General features: G+C 63.3%; 18 protein-coding genes. 8 read left to right on the top strand and 10 right to left on the bottom strand.

Features of this window, described 5'->3' with window-relative positions:
- Positions 1–356: 356 nt before the first annotated feature.
- Positions 357–1,424: a prolyl aminopeptidase gene (pip, locus tag C266_RS00400; RefSeq protein ID WP_174979564.1), complete on the top strand. Its 1,068-nt coding sequence runs from the start codon at positions 357–359 to the stop codon at positions 1,422–1,424.
- Positions 1,425–1,536: 112 nt separating this feature from the next.
- Here the strand turns inward: pip and C266_RS00395 are convergent, their stop codons facing one another.
- A complete protein-coding gene (locus C266_RS00395) occupies positions 1,537–3,315 on the bottom strand; it encodes a DEAD/DEAH box helicase (protein ID WP_010803837.1) in 1,779 nt (592 codons plus the stop codon).
- Between C266_RS00395 and C266_RS27175 the strand changes: the two genes are divergently transcribed.
- The 5 genes from C266_RS27175 (at position 3,304) to C266_RS00375 (ending at position 7,187) form a co-directional block, all read left to right on the top strand.
- Positions 3,304–3,540, top strand: coding sequence for a hypothetical protein (locus tag C266_RS27175; protein WP_144265658.1), 237 nt, complete (start codon positions 3,304–3,306; stop codon positions 3,538–3,540). The genes C266_RS00395 and C266_RS27175 overlap by 12 nt on opposite strands.
- A 204-nt stretch (positions 3,541–3,744) precedes the next feature.
- Complete coding sequence (gene tsaB, locus C266_RS00390) at positions 3,745–4,506, top strand: tRNA (adenosine(37)-N6)-threonylcarbamoyltransferase complex dimerization subunit type 1 TsaB (RefSeq protein WP_010803838.1); 762 nt, start codon at positions 3,745–3,747, stop codon at positions 4,504–4,506.
- Positions 4,506–4,985 (top strand): ribosomal protein S18-alanine N-acetyltransferase, encoded by a 480-nt coding sequence (rimI, locus tag C266_RS00385; protein WP_010803839.1) that lies wholly within the window; start codon positions 4,506–4,508, stop codon positions 4,983–4,985. Before tsaB ends, rimI begins: the two co-directional genes overlap by 1 nt.
- Positions 4,986–5,022: 37 nt before the next feature.
- Positions 5,023–6,039: a uracil-DNA glycosylase family protein gene (locus C266_RS00380; RefSeq protein WP_371257012.1), complete on the top strand. Its 1,017-nt coding sequence runs from the start codon at positions 5,023–5,025 to the stop codon at positions 6,037–6,039.
- Positions 6,000–7,187 carry a DUF1853 family protein gene (locus C266_RS00375; RefSeq protein ID WP_010803841.1) on the top strand — a complete coding sequence of 396 codons (1,188 nt, stop codon included), beginning with the start codon at positions 6,000–6,002 and terminating at the stop codon, positions 7,185–7,187. The genes C266_RS00380 and C266_RS00375 overlap by 40 nt, the downstream gene beginning before the upstream one ends.
- Positions 7,188–7,208: 21 nt before the next feature.
- Here C266_RS00375 and thiD read toward each other — a convergent pair whose 3' ends face one another.
- A complete protein-coding gene (thiD, locus tag C266_RS00370; protein WP_010803842.1) occupies positions 7,209–8,033 on the bottom strand; it encodes a bifunctional hydroxymethylpyrimidine kinase/phosphomethylpyrimidine kinase in 825 nt (274 codons plus the stop codon).
- 1 nt (position 8,034) lies between these two features.
- A complete protein-coding gene (gene lplT / locus C266_RS00365) occupies positions 8,035–9,327 on the bottom strand; it encodes a lysophospholipid transporter LplT (protein WP_010803843.1) in 1,293 nt (430 codons plus the stop codon).
- A 338-nt stretch (positions 9,328–9,665) separates the two neighbouring features.
- Here lplT and alr point away from each other — a divergent pair, with 338 nt between their 5' ends.
- Both alr and radA read left to right on the top strand, forming a co-directional pair.
- Entirely contained in the window at positions 9,666–10,736 is a 1,071-nt protein-coding gene (alr, locus tag C266_RS00360; protein ID WP_010803844.1) for an alanine racemase, read from the top strand.
- Positions 10,737–10,755: 19 nt separating this feature from the next.
- Positions 10,756–12,129, top strand: coding sequence for a DNA repair protein RadA (gene radA / locus C266_RS00355; protein WP_010803845.1), 1,374 nt, complete (start codon positions 10,756–10,758; stop codon positions 12,127–12,129).
- 100 nt (positions 12,130–12,229) lie between these two features.
- Here radA and C266_RS00350 read toward each other — a convergent pair whose 3' ends face one another.
- From C266_RS00350 to dapC, 7 genes are all read right to left on the bottom strand, one after another.
- Positions 12,230–14,170, bottom strand: a complete 1,941-nt coding sequence (locus C266_RS00350; protein ID WP_010803846.1) for an ATP-binding cassette domain-containing protein — start codon at positions 14,168–14,170, stop codon at positions 12,230–12,232.
- A 174-nt stretch (positions 14,171–14,344) separates the two neighbouring features.
- Entirely contained in the window at positions 14,345–15,772 is a 1,428-nt protein-coding gene (gene cls, locus C266_RS00345; RefSeq protein ID WP_010803847.1) for a cardiolipin synthase, read from the bottom strand.
- A gap of 119 nt (positions 15,773–15,891) precedes the next feature.
- Positions 15,892–16,788, bottom strand: a complete 897-nt coding sequence (prmB, locus tag C266_RS00340; RefSeq protein ID WP_010803848.1) for a 50S ribosomal protein L3 N(5)-glutamine methyltransferase — start codon at positions 16,786–16,788, stop codon at positions 15,892–15,894.
- Between the two features lie 19 nt (positions 16,789–16,807).
- Positions 16,808–17,959, bottom strand: coding sequence for a succinyl-diaminopimelate desuccinylase (gene dapE, locus C266_RS00335; protein ID WP_010803849.1), 1,152 nt, complete (start codon positions 17,957–17,959; stop codon positions 16,808–16,810).
- Between the two features lie 4 nt (positions 17,960–17,963).
- Positions 17,964–18,311 carry an ArsC family reductase gene (locus tag C266_RS00330; RefSeq protein WP_010803850.1) on the bottom strand — a complete coding sequence of 116 codons (348 nt, stop codon included), beginning with the start codon at positions 18,309–18,311 and terminating at the stop codon, positions 17,964–17,966.
- A 90-nt stretch (positions 18,312–18,401) separates the two neighbouring features.
- Positions 18,402–19,229, bottom strand: a complete 828-nt coding sequence (dapD, locus tag C266_RS00325) for a 2,3,4,5-tetrahydropyridine-2,6-dicarboxylate N-succinyltransferase (RefSeq protein WP_010803851.1) — start codon at positions 19,227–19,229, stop codon at positions 18,402–18,404.
- Positions 19,230–19,253: 24 nt separating this feature from the next.
- Complete coding sequence (gene dapC / locus C266_RS00320) at positions 19,254–20,456, bottom strand: succinyldiaminopimelate transaminase (RefSeq protein ID WP_010803852.1); 1,203 nt, start codon at positions 20,454–20,456, stop codon at positions 19,254–19,256.
- Positions 20,457–20,742 lie beyond the last annotated feature (286 nt).

Below are 20,742 nucleotides of genomic sequence, written 5' to 3'. Positions count from 1 at the left end.
GCATCGCCAGCAAACCCTTCACTTCGATTCTATGGCTTTGGCGCGGCGCAACAACGGGGGCAAACCCGGTAGTGCTCGTCTGCGTGACGCCGCCCACCCGTGCAGTCAAGCCCGATCGGGGTGCCTCTGCACCCCGCACGCACTATAGGCGTGCGAATGCCGAAATTTCGGTACCCCAAACATGCGGCCCCCCTCCGCTTCATCCTCGTGTCGATGCGGGATGGGGAGTGCACGCAATAAGCGTTACTCACGCTACACTGAACTTCGACGTATTTGTCCCCGTCCTACTCATCCATGTTTTCACCGTCCGCGTCGCACGTAACTTGGATGACGCGCCGGCCAACGTTCACGTGAGGATGCCGATGTCAGCCGATTTTCCCGATGATGCTGTCCACAACATGCGGAACGATCCGCAGACGCAGACACTCGGCCCGAGACGTGCGCCCGGCAGGATCATAGAGACGCGCCCGGACACACTACGCGGTTTATATCCGCCTATCGAGCCCTACGAGAGTGGGATGCTCGATGTCGGTAACGGACATCGTATTTATTGGGAGCGGTGCGGCAATCCGCTAGGCAAGCCGGTGGTGTTTCTGCATGGCGGCCCTGGGGGCGGTTGTTCGCCGGAGCACCGGCGATTGTTCGATCCGGCCAGGTACTGCATCACACTGTTCGACCAACGTGGTTGCGGACGTTCGATCCCGCATGCGAGCCTTGAGCACAACACCACATGGGATCTGGTGGATGACATCGAGCGGTTGCGAGTCAAATTCGGATACGAACAATGGCAGGTGTTTGGCGGCTCGTGGGGCAGCACGCTGGCGTTGGCCTACGCGCAAGCGCATGTGAATCGTGCGAGCGAACTGATCGTGCGAGGCATTTTTACGGTGCGTCGCGAAGAATTGCAGTGGTACTACCAGACGGGCGCCTCGTGGCTGTTCCCGGATCGTTGGGAGGCGTTTCTGGCGCCGATTCCGCTCGAAGAGCGCGGCGATCTGATGCGCGCCTATCGGAAGCGGCTGATTCATCCCGACGAGGCGGTCAGAATTGAGGCGGCCCGTGCGTGGAGCATGTGGGAGGGCAGCACGATCACACTGCTGCCGGACGACCAGCTCGCAGAGGCCTTTGGCGACCCGCATTACGCGATTGCGTTTGCCCGCATCGAGAACCACTACTTCGTGCACGATGGTTTTCTCACGCCGAATCAATTGATCGACGGTGCGCACCGTTTGCGCGACGTTCCGGGGGTGATCGTTCAGGGCCGTTACGACATGGCGACACCTGCGCATACCGCATGGGCGTTGCACAAGGCATGGCCGGAGGCGGATTTCTATTGGGCGCCGGACGCCGGACATGCGTTTAGTGAGCCCACCATCCTGCATTGGCTGATCGAGGCGACGGACCGGTTCGCGTCGGCGTCCTGATTCAGACGCACAAAAGAGAAAACCCCGGCGTCGACGATTGATGTCGACATCCGGGGTTTTCAGACATTCGGGCAGGACTCGTCAATGACTCGTCCTGCCGGTGTCAGGCTATTCAGTCGCTACGACGCTTGCTGAAGCCGCTGCCGCCGTTGCGATTGCCGAAGCCACGGTCCTGACGCGGTGCGTCGAAGCTGCGGCTGCCACGATCCTGACGGTTGCCGTCGGCCGGACGCGGCGAGCGACGCTCGAAGCGGTCGGTCGCGCTGCCGTTCGAGAAGCCATTGCCACCGTTGCCGCCTTCACCTTGCTGGTAGCCACTGCTTTCACGGCGCTCGAACGGGGCACCGGCCGGCTTGGCGCCGCCGAAGCGTTGGCCGCCCTGATAGCCGCCATTGCCGCCATTACCGCTGTTGTTACCGTAACGCGGGGCGCTGCTGTTGCTCCAGCGGCTGTTGCCGCCGCCTTGACCATGACGCGGACCGCCACGGCCTTGACCCGGACGCTTGCTGCCAGCACCACTGCCACCCTTCGGCGGCGAGCGACGCGGTTCGAAACCGGCCACTACGTTCACCGGCAGCGGTTCACGCGTGTAGCGTTCGATGCGGCGCACGGCACCGATTTCACCGTGTGCGGCGAGGCTCACGGCCACGCCACGACGGCCGGCACGGCCCGTACGGCCAATGCGGTGGACGTAATCTTCTGCGAACTTCGGCAAATCGTAGTTGAACACGTGCGTGATGCCCGGCACGTCGATGCCACGTGCTGCCACGTCGGTCGCCACCAGCACGCGCACACGGCGCTCGCGCAATGCGCGCAGCGTACGGTTACGCACGCCTTGCGGCATGTCGCCGTGCAGTGCAGCGCTGTCGAAACCGGCTTGCTCGAGTTGGTCGGCGATCAAGTCGGCGTCGCGCTTGGTCGACGTGAACACGATGGCCTGATCGAGCGCGTCGTTGCCGAGCAAGTGCGTGAGCAGGCGATCCTTGTGGGCGCGGTCGTCCACATAATGGAGCGTTTGCTCGATGTTGGCGTTGGTGCGTTGTTCGCTGCCGCGCGTGATCTCGATGGTTTCCGGATCACGCAGCAGACGACGCGTGATTTCTCCCATGCGGCCGTCGATCGTTGCCGAGAACAGCAACGTCTGACGCGATTCGGGCGTAGCGTCGACGATGGTCTGGATGTCGTCGATGAAACCCATGTCCAGCATGCGGTCGGCTTCGTCGAGCACCAGCATCATCAGTTGCGACAGATCGATCTTGCCGCTCGAGATGTGATCGAGCAGACGGCCCGGCGTTGCCACAATGATTTCGGGCTGCTTGGCCAGCATTTCGAGCTGACGCGGGTAGGGCATGCCACCCAGAATGCTGACCGTACGCAGACGGCGCAGTTGCTTGCCGTACGTATCGGCAGCCGTCGAGACCTGTTGCGCCAGTTCGCGCGTCGGCGTGAGCACGAGCAGCAGCGGTTGAGCCGCCACGCGGCGCACGCGCTGGCCCTTGCGGGGCTTTTCGCCCGGGGCGGCCGGCTGGTTGCGCGGATGGGCGGCCGGAGCGCGGCTGCCCAACTCGCCGCTTGCTTGCATTTCGGCGAAGCGGTGGATAGCGGGCAGCATGAAGGCGGCCGTCTTGCCCGAACCCGTCGGGCTCGACACGAGCAGATCGCGACCGGCAAGCGCAGCGGGGATTGCGCGCTGCTGAACCGGCGTCGGGCTGGTGTAGCCTGCGGTGATAAGGGCCGTCAGAATTGCCGGGTTCAGGCCGAGTTCGGCGAACGAGGGCTGACCGTCGGTGCTGACTGCCGGCGTGGCGTCAACAACAATAGCGGCGGTGTTTTCTTCAGACGTAGGGAAATACGTCTGCGCGAGCGCAGACATTTTGGAATGCTGTTCCATGAATCCTCTTGCGGATTGAAAGGTGATGTCGGGGCGTTGGCGCCAATCGGCAAACCCAATTCGTCGCAAGCAGGAAGCAAATCGCGGATGGGGCAGAAAGCGGATCGAAATCCGTATCGTAAGCCAGGGACGGCGGCGGGTCGTTCCATCAGGAACGCCAGTACCGGCAAGAACTACAGCGGCTTATCACAGGATTGGGGCAAAACGCAGTTTTTCGTCGCCTGACGAGGTATTTCATAGAACCCCGCGAAGCGAAGCGCGGATTATACCTGTTTTTTTGGAAAAGTGCACGTTCGGATTTTCACGGGGTCGCGGGAGTCCCTTGGGCATGCATTTCAGGGGAGTACCGCAGTGGCTGCCGTCAGCTTTGGCGCGGGTTGCCGTCGATCCCGCTAGGTTGCTTGTCGCGCGCCCGATTACAATAGCGCCATGTCTTCGATTACGCTTCTCGCTCTGGATACCTCGACCGAGTTTTGTTCGGTCGCCTTGTATCGTCACGATCCCGCCAGTGGGGCGCCGGCCCTTGTGTTCGAGCGTCATCTCGATACCGGCCCCGTCTCCAGTACCCATATTCTTCCGGCTGTGCGCGATGTCTTGCGCGAGGCTGGTGTGACGCTTGCCGAATGCGATGCGATCGCCTTTGGCGCCGGCCCTGGCTCGTTTACCGGGCTGCGCACCGCGTGTGGCGTTGCACAGGGGTTGGCCTTTGGGGCCAAACTGCCCGTCGTGCCGGTGGGCACGTTACTGGCTTGTGCCGAAGCGGCGCGCGCTTTGCGCGTCGACACGCAGCGGGTTCTTGTCGCGCTCGATGCGCGGATGAACGAGGCTTACTGGGCCGACTATGCCTGGGACGCCGCGGCCGAAGACTGGCGCGAAGCGCAATCGCCGTCGCTCGACGCCGCCGAACAGGTGCGTGCCCCCGACGCCGCTTTCGTCGTCGCCGGTAATGCGGTGCTGGCGTTTGGCGAGCGTTTGCAGGCAAGCGTGCAGGCGCAGGCCGTGTTGGTCGATGCCATGCCGCGTGCGCGTTACGTCGCGACGCTGGCGGCGCGCGCCTTCGCTCGAGGCGAGGCGATTCCTGCCGATCAGGCCATGCCGTTCTACCTCCGTAACAAGGTGGCGCAGACGACGGCCGAGCGCGAGGCCATCAAGCAGGCGGCGGTGCAGGGCGCCGGCAAGGAGACGCCCTGATGCGCCAGACCGGTCCGAATCATTTTTCACCGATGACGTTGGCTGATCTCGATGAGGTTGTCGCCGTCGAGGTGCGCGCATACCCGTTTCCGTGGACGCGGCAGAATTTCGCCGATTCGATGGATGCCGGGCATCAGGGGGTCTGCCTGCGCGCGGTCGATGGCTCGTTGCTGGGCTATTTCCTGTTGATGCCGGTCGTCGACGAGTCGCATTTGCTCAACGTGTGCGTCGTGCCGGAAATGCAGGGTAACGGTCTGGGTGTGCAGTTGCTCGAAGAGGTGGTGCGCGTGTCGCGTGAGCAGGGTATGGGCGGGGTGTTGCTGGAAGTGCGCCCGTCGAATATGCGGGCGTTGCGCATCTATGAGCGTTTCGGTTTCGAGCAGATCGGCCGGCGCAAGGGATATTATCCGGCGAGTGGGCGTCGTGAAGACGCCATTGTGATGCGCCTGTCGTGGGAGACCGATCGTGCCGTGGCCTAAAGCGATTCTGGAAGAGTTTGGGCTGTGGCCGGTGTGGATGTCGCACGATGCCGTGGCCAGGGCGGCGGTGGTGACTGCCGAAGACGGCGATGTGGCAACGCTCGCCGAACCGGTGGCCCTTCGGGGCGGTCTGCCGGCTGACGATATGCCGCCATGGGATGTGTCGCCGTCCGTCGCGCAGGGCAGCGTGCGTGCCGCTGCGCGTGCTGCGAGCCTGGATGAGGCGCCGGCTGCACCTGTCACGCGTATAGCGCCTGTCCGCGCGGAAGTCGCGCGAGGGTCGCCCCAGAGCGGCGGTGCCAACCGTCGCATGGCCGATCTGCCGCCCGACGACATCCCGATGTGGCTAGATAGCGATGGTAACGGCGACGGCGATGCTGCCGCCGACGCCGCATTGTGGTCGATCGTGCGCGATGCGGGCGAGACCGGCGCGCCGTCACGCCCTGCATTGCCGGGCGTCGAGACGCTGGACTGGGAGGCGCTGACCGAGCGTGTCGCCAATTGCCGCTTGTGCGGCTTGTGCGAGAAGCGTACGCAGACGGTCTTCGGCGTAGGTGACCGCGAGGCCGATTGGCTGCTCGTGGGCGAAGCGCCGGGCCAGCAGGAAGACTTGCAGGGCGAGCCGTTCGTCGGTCAGGCAGGCAAACTGCTCGACAACATGTTGCGAGCCTCGGCGTTGCGGCGCGGTGAGAGCGTCTATATCGCGAATGTGCTCAAGTGCCGTCCACCGAACAATCGCGACCCGGAGGCGGACGAAGTCGCGAACTGCGAGCCATACCTGAAGCGTCAGGTCGCGCTGCTCAAACCGCGAGTGATCGTGGTGATGGGGCGCTTCGCGGCGCAAAGTATCCTGCGCACACAAGCGAGCATTGCCAGCCTGCGCGGGCGTGTGCATGAGTATGAAGGGGTGCCGGTGATCGTGACGTACCATCCGGCCTATCTATTACGCAGTCTGCCCGACAAGGCCAAAGCCTGGACGGATTGGTGCCTGGCGCGGGCTACCTACGAGGCAGTGTGCGAATCGACTCCGGCCAACAAGCCTACGGCGAACTGATCGAAACGCTACGCGAGGCGCCGGTGCGCGACCTCGCGTGGCTATTGCTGTCTGCCGACCTTCTCAGTGCTACCCGTTTTCCGGCGGCACTCGCCCATTTCGATAGTGTGCAGGCGGCGGCCGATGTGGCGCCCGACGACCCTGCCATTTCCGTATCCGGCATCTTGCCGGGGACACTGCCGAGTGTCTCGGAACCGGTCTTCCACTCCCGACTCCTGCACGATTGGCTGCAGGCTTGCGATGCGAATCCCGAGCCGTTGCGCGAATTTCTTGCGCGTGGCGAAACCAGCCGGCTGGGGCGTTATGCGGAGCAACTGCTGCATTTCGCGCTAATGCACAGCCCTCGGTTCGATCTGCTTGCCGCGGGTTTGCAAGTGCGCGATTCGCGGCGGGGCAACATGACGCTCGGCGAGTGCGACTTCCTGCTGACGCGTCGCGCCGACCACCAATTGCTTCATTGGGAACTGGCGGTAAAGCTGTACTTGTTCGTGCCGCCGGCGCTCCCGGCGCCGGTGCTCGACGAACGCGCCGCCCAGTTTCATTGGCTGGGGCCGAATCTGGCCGATAGTCTGGCCGACAAGGTCGCGCGCTTGCTCGGTCATCAACTGCGCCTGACGACACTCGAAGCTGCGCGCAGCGCGTTGCCTGCCGCCGGGCCATGGCTGCCGCAGGTGTATCTCAAGGGGTGGTTATTCCATCCGCTCACGCAACGCGGGCAGGTGCCGCAGGTGGCGTCTGAATCGCACGGTCGAGGCTGGTGGGCGACGCTCGACGAATGGTGGGCGCATGCGCAGTCGACGTCTCACGACGCCGTGGCGTCGGGCGAGCGGCGCTGGGCCATGTTGCCGCGGGCACGTTGGCTTGCGCCTGCCCGTGTGGACGACTCGGCCGCTTTATCGCTTGCTGCGATACATGTGCGCATCGAGACGCACTGGCGCGAACGTGGTATCGCCGAGCCATTGTTGATCGTCTCGTTGTCGCAGCGAGCGGGCAAGGAGGGGTGGTTCGAGTGCGAACGAGGATTTATCGTGCCGGACTACTGGGCGCCGCGCGCTCGCCATCGTATCGAGGAATTGAGCGAGCGGGCCGGTGCGGCGGCGCGTCGTGCGCTTGCGCGCAGTGTGGACGACGGCGCGCCGTCAATCTGATTCGGTGCCCGAGCGGGCGCCTCAATCCTTGGGCCAGACCGCGTGGAAGTGATGGACGGGGCCGATGCCGCGACCGATATGAAGCGCGTCGCTGGCGGCGAGTGCACCATTGAGATACGCCTTGGCGTCGCGCACGGTGTCCGACCAGTTGTCGCGACGGGGACGCAACGCGGCCAGTGCGGCGGAGAGCGTGCAGCCCGTGCCGTGCGTGTTGTGAGCGGCGATGCGCGGTGCGCTGAATCGTTCGACGCCTGCGGCGCTCACGAGCCAGTCCGGGCTCAGATCGCCGGCGAGATGGCCTCCCTTGACCAGTACATTGCGGGCACCGAGCGTGCGCAGCGCTTGCGCCTGTTGCTCCATCTCGCTTTCGTCGGTAGCGGGCGCGACACCGAGTAGCGCGGCGGCTTCCGGCAGATTCGGGGTAATCAGGTCCGCCAGCGGCAGCAGTTCATCGCGCAGCGCGGCAACGGCATCCGGTTGCAGTAACGCGTGACCGCTCTTCGAAATCATCACGGTATCGAGCACGACGAAGCGCGGTTTGTATCGCCGCAATCCGGCGGCCACCGCGCGCACGACCTCGGCGTTGGCCAGCATGCCGAGCTTGACCGCATCGACTTCGAGGTCCTGAAACACGGCGTCCATCTGGGCGGTGACAAAGCTCGCCGGCGGTGTGTGGATACCGGTCACGCCTTGCGTATTCTGCGCGGTGAGGGCGGTAATCACGCTCGCGCCGTATGCGCCGAGCGCGGAAAACGCCTTGAGGTCGGCTTGGATGCCTGCGCCACCGCTGGAGTCGGAGCCGGCGATGGTGAGGGCAATGGGTACGGGCGAATGACGCAAATTCATATCAATGCTTGACTTCGCCAATGAGCGAGACCGAATCGAATTCGCGCTGATTGGCCTGATGACGCTTCATGACAAGCCACATCGTGCCCGACACAAACACACCAAACAGAATGATGACGACCCCGACCGGCACGTTGAACCAGATCAGCAGTGCATAGAGGCACAGCATGATAAGTACGGACAGGTTCTCGTTGAAGTTCTGCACGGCGATGGAGTGGCCGGCCGAGAGCAGCACGTGGCCGCGATGCTGGAGCAGGGCGTTCATCGGCACCACGAAGAAACCTGCGAGTGCACCGACGATGATGAGGAAGATGTACGCGACGATCAGGTAGAGCGGCACTTTCCACTCGGTGCCGTACGGCAGCAGATCCTTCGAGAAGAACGCCATCGCCATCACCGCGAGGCCCATGGCGATGCCGACGGGCAACACCGAGAGAGAGCGCTTGAGCGGAATACGCGAGGCCGCCAGGATGGCGCCGACGGCGACGCCCACGGCCGATACGGCTTGCAGAATGGCACCTTCGGACAGCGACATGCCGAGCGCTTTTTCGGCCCAGCGCAGCACGATGAACTGCAAGGTTGCGCCTGCGCCCCAGAACAGTGTGGTGACGGCGAGCGAGATCTGGCCCAGCTTGTCGCGCCAGAGCGTGACGAAGCAGTCGGCAAAATCGGAGACGAGTTTGATCGGATTGCGTTCCTGACGCGCATAACGTGCGCCCGTGTCCGGAATGCGCAGATTGAACAGCGCGGCAATCACATAAATGGCCATGATGACGACCATCGCGGCCATCGCCGGCGAGCTGATCACCTCAGGAGTGCGCTGGAGAATCCACTCCGATATATGCGGACTGATCAGTGTGCCGCCGAGCACTGTGCCGAGAATGATCGAGCTGACGGTGAGGCCTTCGATCCATCCATTCGCGGCGACCAATCTCTCGGCGGGGAGTAGCTCCGTGAGAATGCCGTACTTCGCGGGCGAGTATGCCGCCGCGCCGAAGCCCACTACGCCATACGCTAAGAGAGGGTGCGAGCCGAACAGCATCAGCAGACAGCCTGCGACCTTGATCGAGTTGCTGATGAACATGACCTTGCCCTTGGGCATCGAGTCGGCGAAGGCGCCCACGTAAGCGGCAAGAATGACGTACGAGAGAACGAAGAAGAGTTTGAGCAGCGGCGTCATCCACTGCGGGGAATGCAAATCTTTGAGGAGTGCGATTGCGGCGATGAGCAATGCATTGTCGGCCAGCGACGAAAAAAACTGCGCGGCCATGATGGTATAAAAGCCTTTCTTCATCGGTACTTGAGTCGATCCCGTGCGGCGTAAAACTTGCGTGTCTCGGTTGTCGGAATCCGCGGTGCCCGCAAGGGGCTCCCACACGGGAAGAAACCGGGCTTAAACACAGGGGTATCTGCGCACATCAGTCGCTCAAATGTCGCTAATCGACCGTATATTCGGTCTTGCAGCCCCCGTGCCGGGCGCCCGTTCGCCCTCGGTCTGAGACCGATATTGTCATCGGGAAAAAGATTTCAGCAAAACAAGTTGTGCGCACGGCTTTATAACACGAAAATATGCCGATGCGTTATGCCGCCAGCCTGTCCTGGCGAGCTTCTCCTCTGATTCTGTATCCGCCCATGCCTCGTCCAATCAAAGTCTCGATTCATACTGCAGCCCTTGCCCATAATCTCGATGTCGCCCGTCGCCATGCCCCGAACGCCAAGGTGTGGGCGGTGGTCAAGGCCAACGCCTACGGGCACGGCATCGATAACGCATTTCCCGGATTGCGCGACACCGACGGCTTCGGCCTGCTCGATCTCGACGAAGCCGTGCGTCTGCGCGAACTCGGCTGGGCCGGCCCCATTCTGCTGCTCGAGGGCTTCTTCAAGCCCGAGGATCTGGCGATCGTCGACGAGTACGGTTTGACGACTACCGTGCATAGCGACGAACAGTTGCGCATGCTGGAGATGGCGCGTCTGAAGAAGCCGCTCAACGTGCAGCTCAAGATGAATTCCGGCATGAACCGCCTCGGCTTCTCTCCCGAGCGCTATCGCGCCGCATGGGAGCGTGCTCGTGCAATTCCCGGCGTGAGCCAGATCGTGCTGATGACCCACTTCTCCGATGCCGACGGCGCGCGCGGCATTCAGTATCAGATGGAAGCGTTCGAGCGCGGCGCCCGCGATGTGCCGGGTGAGCGCAGCCTTGCCAATTCCGCCGCCACGCTGTGCTATCCGGAGACGCATGGCGCGTGGGTCCGTCCCGGCATCATGCTCTATGGCTCCTCGCCGAAGGGGCTCGAGGTCCCGGCGGCGACGTTCGATCTGCAACCGACGATGACGCTCGAAACCGAGTTGATCGGTATTCAGGAGATTCCGGCGGGCGGCACGGTGGGCTATGGCAGTATCTTTACCGCCGAGACGCCGATGCGCGTGGGCACGGTCGCTTGCGGCTATGCCGACGGCTATCCGCGTGTCGCCCCCACTGGCACGCCGATCCTTGTCGACGGTGTGCGCACCCGCACGCTGGGCCGCGTGTCGATGGATATGCTGTCCGTCGATCTCACGCCGGTGCCGCAGGCGCGCGTGGGCTCGTCCGTGACGCTCTGGGGGCGTGGACTGAGCATCGACGAGGTTGCGGCCTCGGCAGGCACGCTCGGCTATGAGCTGATGTGCGCCGTGGCGCGTCGCGTGCCCGTGCACGCGAACTGAGCGTCGCCACAGGATTTCCATGGCCAAAGCCAAGACTGTCTACATCTGTACCGAATGCGGCGGACAGACACCCAAGTGGGCGGGGCAATGCCCCAACTGCAACGGCTGGAATACGCTCGTCGAGTCGGTGGCGGAAACGACGACGGGTCATCGTTATCAATCGCTCGCCAAGAGCACGCCGGTACTTAAGCTGGCGCACATCGAAGCGGCCGACGTGCCGCGCTTCTCCAGCGGCGTGAGCGAGTTTGACCGCGTGCTGGGCGGAGGGCTCGTGGCCGGCGGTGTGGTGCTGATCGGCGGCGATCCCGGCATCGGCAAGTCGACCTTGCTGCTCCAATCGCTTGCACATCTGGCGCGCGAGCGGCGTGCACTGTATGTCAGCGGCGAAGAGTCGGGCGCGCAGATTGCTTTGCGGGCGCAACGGCTCGGCCTTGGCGCGGCGGGAGAGGGCGGTGGCGAACTGGACCTGCTCGCGGAAATTCAGCTCGAAAAGATTCTAGGCGCGATCGAGTCCGAAAAGCCCGACGTCGTGGTGATCGATTCGATTCAGACGGTCTATTCCGAAGCGCTCAGCTCCGCCCCCGGTTCGGTGGCGCAGGTGCGCGAATGCGCGGCGCAGCTCACGCGAACCGCGAAGCAGAGCGGCGTGACCGTCATCATGGTCGGCCACGTGACGAAGGAAGGCAGCCTCGCGGGGCCGCGCGTGCTTGAGCACATTGTCGACACGGTGCTGTATTTCGAGGGAGATACGCACTCGTCGTATCGGCTGGTACGGGCGTTCAAGAATCGCTTCGGTGCCGTCAACGAGTTGGGTGTGTTTGCGATGACCGAGAAGGGGTTGCGCGGCGTAGCGAATCCGTCGGCGTTGTTCCTCTCGCAGCATGAACAGAGCGTGCCCGGTTCCTGCGTGCTCGTCACACAAGAGGGCACGCGGCCACTGCTCGTTGAGGTACAGGCGCTGGTCGATACCGCGCAGGTGCCCAACCCGCGGCGGCTGGCGGTAGGACTTGAGCAGAACCGTCTGGCGATGTTGTTGGCGGTGATGCATCGCCATGCGGGCATTGCGTGCTTCGATCAGGACGTGTTCCTGAATGCCGTTGGCGGTGTGAAGATCACCGAACCGGCGGCGGATCTGGCGGTGTTGCTGGCCATTCATTCGTCGCTGCGCAACAAGGCGCTCCCGCGCGGCATCGTGGCGTTCGGCGAAGTCGGGCTGGCGGGGGAGATCCGTCCTAGTCCGCGTGGTCAGGATCGTCTCAAGGAAGCCGCCAAACTCGGCTTTTCCATTGCGATCATCCCGAAAGCGAACGCGCCGAAACAGCCCATCGACGGCCTCGAAGTGCACGCCGTCGACCGGCTGGAGCACGCGATTTCGGTGGTCGCGGGGTTGTAAGCGCGCACGGCTAGCATGAAAAAAGCCCGGTCGGATCGACCGGGCTTTTCCTTTGGCGTCGCGGCATGGACTGCGTCGTGTGGCCGCTGCCGCTATCGGATCAAGCGATCTGCTCGAGGGCTTCCTGGGCTTCGAGCCATTCGGCTTCCACGTCCGAGAGCTTTGCCGTGACGTCGGCCTGTTGCTTGAGGCTATCGGTCAGCAAGGCCTTCCTGGCGTCTTCATAGGTGCTGCTGTCCGCGAGGATAGCGTCGAGCCGGGCTTTTTCGTCCGAGAGCTTCGCGATGGACTGCTCCAGCTTCTCGATCTTCCTTTGCAGCGGCTTGCGCAGTTGTGACAGCCGCTGACGTTCCTGCGCCTCGGCCCGCTTCTGATCCTTGCGGTTGACGCCGTCGGCACCGTCGCTACCTTCGCCATTGCCGCTGCTGGCGTCTCGTGCTGCCGCACGTTGGTCGGCTGCGTGTTGCAGCAACCAATCGCGGTAGTCATCGAGATCGCCGTCAAACGGCTGCACTTCGCCGCCGGCCACCAGCAGAAACTGATCCGTGGTCGCGCGCAGCAAGTGCCGATCGTGCGAGACGAGAATCAGCGTGCCGTCGAACTGGGCGAGCGCCATCGTGAGGGCATGGCGCGTCTCGAGATCCAGATGGTTGGTCGGTTCATCGAGCAACAGCAGGTTCGGCTTGCGCCAGATGATGAGCGCCAGCGCCAGACGCGCCTTCTCGCCACCGGAGAACGGCGCAATCGACGACGTCGCCATATCGCCGCGGAAGTTGAATCCGCCAAGAAAGTCGCGCAATTCCTGTTCGCGCGTGTCGGGGGCGAGGCGTTGCAAATGCTGCAACGGAGAATCGTCATGGCGCAGGGTTTCGACCTGGTGCTGGGCGAAATAGCCGATCTGCAAGCCCTTGCCGGTCTTCACCTCACCCGCCAGTGGCGCAAGCGTGCCGGCGAGTGTTTTGATGAGCGTCGATTTGCCCTGACCGTTGGCGCCCAGCAGGCCGATACGCTGTTCGTTCTGCACCGACATCGTGACATGCGGGAGGATGACCTTCTCGCTGCCGTCTTCGAGCGGATAGCCGCAACGCACCGCATCAAGCACGAGCATCGGGTTCGGCGCGCTGTCGGCCGGACGGAACTCGAACGTAAACGGCGACGCGATATGCGCGGGCGCGATGCGCTCCATCTTTTCGAGCGCCTTCATTCGGCTCTGCGCCTGACGCGCCTTCGTTGCCTTGGCCTTGAAGCGCGTGATGAACGATTCAAGGTGCGCAATCGTCTTCTGCTGCTTGTCGAACGCGCTTTGTTGCAGCACCAGTTGCTGGCCGCGCAGAATCTCGAACTGGCTGTAGTTGCCGCCGTAACGCTTGATCTGTTGATTCTCGATATGCAGTGTGACGTTGCAGACTTCGTCGAGAAACTCGCGATCGTGTGAGATCACGATCAGCGTGCCGGGGTATCGCTTGAGCCAGTCTTCGAGCCAGACGATGGCGTCGAGATCCAGGTGATTGGTCGGTTCGTCGAGCAGCAATAGATCGGACGGGCACATGAGCGCCTGCGCCAGATTCAGGCGCATGCGCCATCCGCCCGAGAAACTGGCGACAGGCAACTGCGTTTGCGCAAGCGTGAAGCCGAGTCCGAGCAGCAGGGCTTCGCCACGGGCGGGGGCCGTGTAGCCGTCTGCGTCGGCGAAGGCGGCGTGCGCCTCGGCTTGCGCGTGACCGTCATGCGCAGCTTCGGCGGCCGCGATGGTTGCTTCGATCTCGCGCAGCCGCGTGTCGCCGTCGAGCACATAGTCGAGGGCAGTGCGCTCGACGGCGGGCGTCTCCTGCATCACGTGGGCGACGCGCCAGCTGCTGGGCACGAAGACATCGCCGCCATCGGCGTGCAACTGACCGCGCAGCAACGCGAAGAGGGTGGATTTACCCGCGCCGTTGGCGCCGACGAGGCCAACGCGCTCGCCTGGATTGAGCGTTACGGAGGTGTCCTCGAAGAGCGGCTTGGTGCCGCGTGCGAGGGTGAGATGTTCGAATCGGATCACGAAAAAGGCCGAAGGGAAAGCGGGTCAGTTCGTCCTGGGTCCGCGTGGCGAGCCGGGTATCGCCGACCCAACGGGGAGCGAACGAGCCGTGCATCGAAACCGTGGTGCGGGGGGACGGCAAAACCGGCATTTTACCGGTCTGAGCGCATGAAAGCGATGCGCACCCCGCCGCGCCTACAGAATTGGGGCGAAAAGCCGCGCCAGACGCATCACAATCTGACGCCATCTCGGAATCTTCCGGAAATCGTCCTTGTTCAGCAGGGCGCCCTGCTCGAAGTCGTGCGCCAGCATGTACGCGACGTCGTCGGCGAAGGCGCGGTCAACGGTGAGCAGCATGATTTCGAAGTTGAGACGGAACGACCGGTTGTCGAGATTGGCGCTGCCGACGGCGGCTGCGCTGTCATCGATCAGCACGACTTTCTGGTGAAGGAAGCCATGTTGATAGCGATAGACGTGGATGCCGCTGCGCGCGGCCTCGAACGCGTACGAGGTGGTCGCCTCGAACACGACATAGTGATCAGCCCGATCCGGGATCAGAATGCGCACGTCTACGCCGCGCAGCACCGCCAGACGCAACGCGGAGAACACGGCTTCATCGGGCACGAAGTAGGGCGTGGTGAGCCAGACTCGCTTCTGTGCGGCGTTGATGGCGGTGACAAAGAAGAGGGACGACGTCTCCAATCGGTCAGCAGGGCCGCTCGGCACGACCTGACAGTGCATGTCTTCGCCGGAGGCGGCTGGCAGGCGGTTGAGTTCCGGTACCGTACCCGTGCTCCAGTGCCAGTCTTCGGCAAATGCGCGCTGGATACCCACCACCGCAGGTCCACGCACGGAGATATGCGTATCGCGCCATGGGGCCAACGGCGGTTTCTCGCCGAGATACTCGACCCCGACGTTGTGTCCGCCGATAAACGCTTCGTTGCCGTCGATCACCACGATCTTGCGGTGATTGCGAAAGTTGAGCTGAAAGCGGTTGACGAAAATGCCGCGTTTCGCAGCCGCGAACTCGTGCACCGTCACACCGCCCAGGCGCAGCTTCTCGCAATAGCTGCTCGGCAGATCGTGGCTGCCGATACGATCGTAGAGGAAGTACACCTTCACGCCCGTCGCGGCGCGCGCGAGCAGACGCGCGGACAAGGCGCGTCCGAGCGCGTCGTCCTTGACGATGAAGAACTGAACGACGACGTAGTCACGCGCGCGATCGATAGCGGCAAAGATGGCGTCGAACGTGGCCCGGCCGTTCACCAGCAGACGCACCCGATTGCCCGCCACGAACGACATCCCCGTCATGGCGGTAAGCGCGGCAAACTCCGGGTGCGCTTCCATCGCGACGGGCGGCTCACCGCTCCACTGCGTTTCGCCCATGCGTGATTGCAGCGCCTCGTTGCGCGCACGGCGCGCCTCGACATAGCCGATGAATTTCGACCGGCCAAGGAACAGATAGGGGATGAGGGTGAGGTAGGGTATCGTCACGAGCGATACTGCCCATGCCACCGCGCCTTGCGACGTCCGTACCGTTAGAACGGCATGGATGGCGGCGATGGCTCCCATCACGTGAAGACAGGCGACGGCAAAGCCGACGTCGAGCAAATTGAACGCCATGACGGACTACCTTCCTCCATGCCGAGAGTCGCGCGGACCCGGGAACCCGAGTGTAACCGGGGTACGTGGACTTAGACGAGGGCTCGCGGCAAAACGCGAGCCCCGAGGGAGTTACTGCATTACGGCAGATCGGCTGCCTGCACCAGGAAGACCATATCGTCGCCGGCACTCGTCGCCAGCCACGTCATCGGCAGATCCGGGAACGCCGCCTCGACGAAGTGACGTTCGTTACCGACTTCCACGACCAAAACGCCGTCATCGGTCAGATGCTCTCGGGCACCGGCAATGATGCGGCGAACCACATCCATGCCGTCGTCGCCGCCGGCCAATGCCAGACGTGGCTCGTGACGGTATTCGGCCGGCAGTGCCTGCATCGAACCTTCGTTGACGTACGGCGGATTGGTGAGAATGACTTCGTAGCGCTTGCCCTGTGGCAGCGGCGCATAGAGATCGCCCAGATGGAGCGCGATGCGGTCGTCGAGACCGTAGTCGGCCACATTGATCTTGGCCACGGCCAATGCGTCTGGGGAAATGTCGACCGCATCGATCTGCGCCGCCGGGAAGGCTTCGGCGGCGAGGATCGCAAGGCAGCCGGAGCCGGTGCACAACTCGAGCACGTCCGCGACGTCTTCGGCGTGATCGACCCATGGCTGCAAGGCGTCTTCGAGCAACTCGCCCACGAACGAACGCGGCACGATGACGCGTTCGTCTACATAGAACCGGCGGCCATGCATCCACGCTTCATTCGTGATGTACGACGCCGGCACGCGCTCGCCTGCGCGACGGTTGATGACTGACAGCACGCGCTCGATTTCCTCGGGCAGCAAACGCGCGTCGAGAAACGGGTCGAGCGTATCGATGGGCAGGTGCAGCGTATGCAGCAGGAGATAGGCGGCCTCGTCGTAAGCCGTGGCCGTGCCATGCCCGAAGGCCAGTTCGGCCTCGGTAAAGCGCGAGACGGCGTAGCGCAGCAGATCGCGCAGCGTCCGGAACGGGTGGGGTGCCTGAGTCGTCATGATGATTACCTCGCGCGCCTTAGGCCACCAGGCGCTTCAACACGCCGCGGTAGATGTTCTTAAGCGGCTCGATATCGGCCACGGCAATGTGTTCGTCGATCTTGTGAATGCTGGCATTGCACGGACCGAATTCGATGACCTGCGGGCAAATGCGGGCGATGAAGCGCCCGTCCGACGTGCCGCCTGTGGTCGAAAGCTCGGTCTGAAGCCCCGTTTCCTCGTGGATCGCGCTAGAGAGGGCTTCCGACAGATCGCCGCGCGGCGTGAGGAAAGGCTGGCCACTGATCGACCAGTCGAGCGTGTAGGTCAGGCCATGACGGTCGAGTAGTTCGTGCACGCGCTGCTGGAGACCCTCGGACGTGCTGGCCGTCGAGAAGCGGAAGTTGAACATCACCGTCAACTCGCCGGGGATGATGTTGGTTGCCCCGGTGCCTGCGTGAATGTTCGAGATTTGCCACGTGGTGGGCGGGAAATAGTCGTTGCCGTTGTCCCAGACCGTCTGCGTCAGTTCGGCGAGTGCCGGCGCGAACAAATGCGTCGGGTTCTTGGCGAGATGCGGATAGGCGATATGACCTTGGACCCCCTTGATCACGAGCTTGCCCGACATCGACCCGCGGCGGCCGTTTTTGACCATGTCGCCCAACTGCTGGCTCGACGTCGGCTCACCGACCACGCAGTAGTCCAGGCGCTCGCGGCGCGCTGTGAGCGCTTCAACAACCTTCACGGTGCCGTCGGTGGCCGGGCCTTCTTCGTCGCTCGTCAGCAGAAAGCCGATGGCGCCGGTGTGATTCGGATGCTGGGTGACGAATTCCTCCGAAGCGACCACAAATGCCGCGAGCGACGTCTTCATGTCGGCGGCGCCGCGACCGTAGAGCATGCCGTTACGATGCGTCGGTGCAAACGGATCGGAATGCCATTGTTCGAGCGGGCCGGTCGGCACCACGTCCGTGTGGCCGGCGAAGACGAGCAGTTTGCCCTCGGTGCCACGCGTGCCGCGCTTGACCGCCCACAGGTTGGTCACGCCGTTTGATGCGATGGTCTCGCACGCGAAGCCGATCGCTTCGAGGCGGCGCGCCAGAATGGCTTGGCAGTCACGGTCTTCGGGCGTCACCGAGTGACGGGCGATCAGTTGCTCGGTAAGCGCCAGCGTGGCGCCTTGGGAGGAAGTCATGAAATCAGAATCGTGAGGCGTAACTGTCGGGCGTGAAGCCCACGGAAACCTTGCCGTCGGCCACCAGCACAGGGCGTTTGATGAGCGACGGGTTTTCGATCATCAGGGTGCGGGCGACCGACTCGTCGGCCGCCGCAGCCTGTTGCTCCGGCGAGAGCTTGCGCCACGTTGTGCCCTTGCGGTTGAGCAATGTGGTGAGGGGTACCTGGGCGAGCCAGTTACCCAGCAGTGCGTCGTTCACGCCCGCCTTTTTGAAGTCGTGGAAGTCGTACGCCACGCCGCGCTCGTCGAGCCACACGCGCGCCTTCTTCACGGTATCGCAGTTGGGAATGCCATACAGCACTGCCGTCATCGCCAGAACTCCTGATGTCGCGATTACAAAAGAACGAGGCGCAACATCGCAGTCAGGACTGCGACTGCGCCTCGTCGGTGCCGCGTGGACTTATTCGCCGCGCAGCAGGTCGTTGATTGCCGTTTTGGCGCGCGTTTGCGCGTCGACCTTCTTCACGATCACGGCGCAGTACAGGCTGTACTTGCCGTCCTTCGACGGCAGGTTGCCCGGCACGACGACCGAACCGGCCGGCACACGGCCGTAATGCACTTCACCCGTTTCGCGGTCGTAGATCTTGGTCGACTGACCCAGATACACGCCCATCGAGATCACCGAGTTTTCTTCGACGATCACACCTTCCACGACTTCCGAGCGCGCGCCGATGAAGCAGTTGTCTTCGATGATGACCGGATTGGCTTGCAGCGGCTCGAGCACGCCGCCGATACCGACGCCACCCGAGAGGTGAACGTTCTTGCCGATCTGTGCGCACGAACCGACGGTGGCCCACGTGTCGACCATCGTGCCTTCGTCAACGTAGGCGCCGATGTTCGTGTACGACGGCATCAGCACGACGTTCTTGCCGATGAACGAGCCGCGGCGTGCCACTGCCGGGGGCACCACGCGGAAGCCGCCGCGCGCGAAGTCTTCTGCGGTGTAGCTGGCGAACTTGCTCGGCACCTTGTCGTAGAACTGGCTGAAGCCGCCGGCGGGCATCACGGCGTTGTCTTCGAGGCGGAACGACAGCAGCACGGCCTTCTTGATCCACTGGTTCACGATCCACTGGCCGTCTTGCTTCTGGGCCACGCGCAGGGTGCCCTTGTCCAGCTCGGCGATGACGTGGGCGACAGCCTCACGCACGTCGGCAGGTGCCGACTTGGCCGAAATCTCGGCACGGTTTTCCCAGGCTTGGTCGATGGTGGTTTGCAGTTGTTGCGACATGGCGAGAATCAGTTGCAGTAAGGATTAAAGGGATTGGCAGAACTGCACGATGCGCTGGGCGCCTTCGGTGCATTCGTCCACATCGGCCACGAGGGCGATGCGCACATAGTGCTCGCCCGGGTTGGCGCCGTGCGCCGCGCGGCCGAGGTACGACCCGGGCAGTACGGCCACATTGTATTGCGCCAGCAATTGGCGTGTGAATTCCGTGTCGGACAGGCCGGTTTTCGCGTCAACCTTGGCCCACAGGTAGAAGCCCGCGTCCGGCAGGCGCACGTCGAGCACTTCGGCGAGCATCGGCGTGACGGTCTGGAATTTCTTCAGGTACTTGCTGCGGTTCAGGCGCACGTGGGCTTCGTCGTTCCACGCCGCGACACTCGCCGCCTGCACGGCCGGGCTCATCGCGCAGCCATGGTACGTGCGGTACAGCAGGAATTTCTTCAGAATGGCGGCGTCGCCGGCCACGAAGCCCGAGCGCATGCCGGGCACGTTCGAACGCTTCGACAGGCTGGAGAACACCACCAGACGCTCGAAACCACGACCCAGTTGGTGGGCTGCCGCAAGACCGCCCAGCGGTGCGCGCTCTTCGTCGAAATAGATCTCGGAATAGCACTCGTCGGACGCAATCACAAAACCGTACTGGTCCGAGAGTTCGAACAGACGCTTCCACTCGGCAAGACCCAGCACGGCACCGGTCGGATTGCCGGGCGAGCAGAGATAAACGAGCTGGACATCGCGCCAGACATCCGCCGGCACGCTATCGTAATTCGGGGCGAAGTTGCGCGCCGGATCGCTATCGACATAGTAGGGCGTGGCGCCGGCAAGCAGCGTTGCCCCTTCGTAGATCTGATAGAACGGGTTCGGGCACAGCACCCGTGCACCGGGCTTACCGCCGTCGACCACCGCCTGTGCGAACGAGAAGAGTGCCTCGCGCGAGCCCGTGACCGGCAACACTTCGGTGGCCGGATTCACGTTGGGCAGCGCGTAGCGGCGCGCCAGCCACTGGGCAATCGCCGCGCGCAGCGGTTCGCCGCCCGCCGTGGCGGGGTAGTTCGAGAGGCCGCCCAGCCCTTCGATCAAGGCTTCCTTGATGAACTGCGGCGTCGGGTGCTTGGGCTCACCGATGCCGAAGCTAATGGCCTTGTATGCACTGGCGGGCGTCACATCCGCTACCAGCGACTTCAGGCGTTCAAAGGGATAGGGCTGGAGCTTGTCGAGTAATGGGTTCACGAGAATTCAAACAGACTCAGGGCTAGGGTTCGCGATGCCACTCAGGGCAACGCTCGAGGCAATTCGGACCGCGCAAGGCGGCTGGGCCGGATCTCCCGGGGCGCCGGTGCGCCATGATGCGATTTCCGGCGCCGGGCTTGCGGATGGCATGCCACATATGGGTTCGCACTTATCCAGTACATCACGCAACGGGGTTCCCGGACGCGCTCAAGAATGGCAAGATCGGCAAAGCGAAAATTATACCGTTACGGCGCCCACAAAGCGCGGCCGCCGCGTAATTCAGCAC

The organism is Pandoraea sp. SD6-2 (genome assembly GCF_000389825.1).
In the GTDB taxonomy this organism is placed as follows: domain Bacteria; phylum Pseudomonadota; class Gammaproteobacteria; order Burkholderiales; family Burkholderiaceae; genus Pandoraea; species Pandoraea communis.
This window is presented reverse-complemented; position numbering and strand designations above follow the sequence as displayed.

Bases quoted from the DNA above. Each gene is read 5' to 3' on its own strand.
- pip (WP_174979564.1), top strand. From the start codon at position 357: ATGCCGATGTCAGCCGATTTTCCCGATGATGCTGTCCACAACATGCGG.
- C266_RS00330 (WP_010803850.1), bottom strand. From the start codon at position 18,311: ATGACGGCAGTGCTGTATGGCATTCCCAACTGCGATACCGTGAAGAAG.
- C266_RS27175 (WP_144265658.1), top strand. From the start codon at position 3,304: ATGCTGTTCCATGAATCCTCTTGCGGATTGAAAGGTGATGTCGGGGCG.
- tsaB (WP_010803838.1), top strand. From the start codon at position 3,745: ATGTCTTCGATTACGCTTCTCGCTCTGGATACCTCGACCGAGTTTTGT.
- thiD (WP_010803842.1), bottom strand. From the start codon at position 8,033: ATGAATTTGCGTCATTCGCCCGTACCCATTGCCCTCACCATCGCCGGC.
- rimI (WP_010803839.1), top strand. From the start codon at position 4,506: ATGCGCCAGACCGGTCCGAATCATTTTTCACCGATGACGTTGGCTGAT.
- C266_RS00380 (WP_371257012.1), top strand. From the start codon at position 5,023: ATGTCGCACGATGCCGTGGCCAGGGCGGCGGTGGTGACTGCCGAAGAC.
- dapE (WP_010803849.1), bottom strand. From the start codon at position 17,959: ATGACTTCCTCCCAAGGCGCCACGCTGGCGCTTACCGAGCAACTGATC.
- alr (WP_010803844.1), top strand. From the start codon at position 9,666: ATGCCTCGTCCAATCAAAGTCTCGATTCATACTGCAGCCCTTGCCCAT.
- prmB (WP_010803848.1), bottom strand. From the start codon at position 16,788: ATGACGACTCAGGCACCCCACCCGTTCCGGACGCTGCGCGATCTGCTG.
- dapD (WP_010803851.1), bottom strand. From the start codon at position 19,229: ATGTCGCAACAACTGCAAACCACCATCGACCAAGCCTGGGAAAACCGT.
- radA (WP_010803845.1), top strand. From the start codon at position 10,756: ATGGCCAAAGCCAAGACTGTCTACATCTGTACCGAATGCGGCGGACAG.
- cls (WP_010803847.1), bottom strand. From the start codon at position 15,772: ATGGCGTTCAATTTGCTCGACGTCGGCTTTGCCGTCGCCTGTCTTCAC.
- lplT (WP_010803843.1), bottom strand. From the start codon at position 9,327: ATGAAGAAAGGCTTTTATACCATCATGGCCGCGCAGTTTTTTTCGTCG.
- C266_RS00395 (WP_010803837.1), bottom strand. From the start codon at position 3,315: ATGGAACAGCATTCCAAAATGTCTGCGCTCGCGCAGACGTATTTCCCT.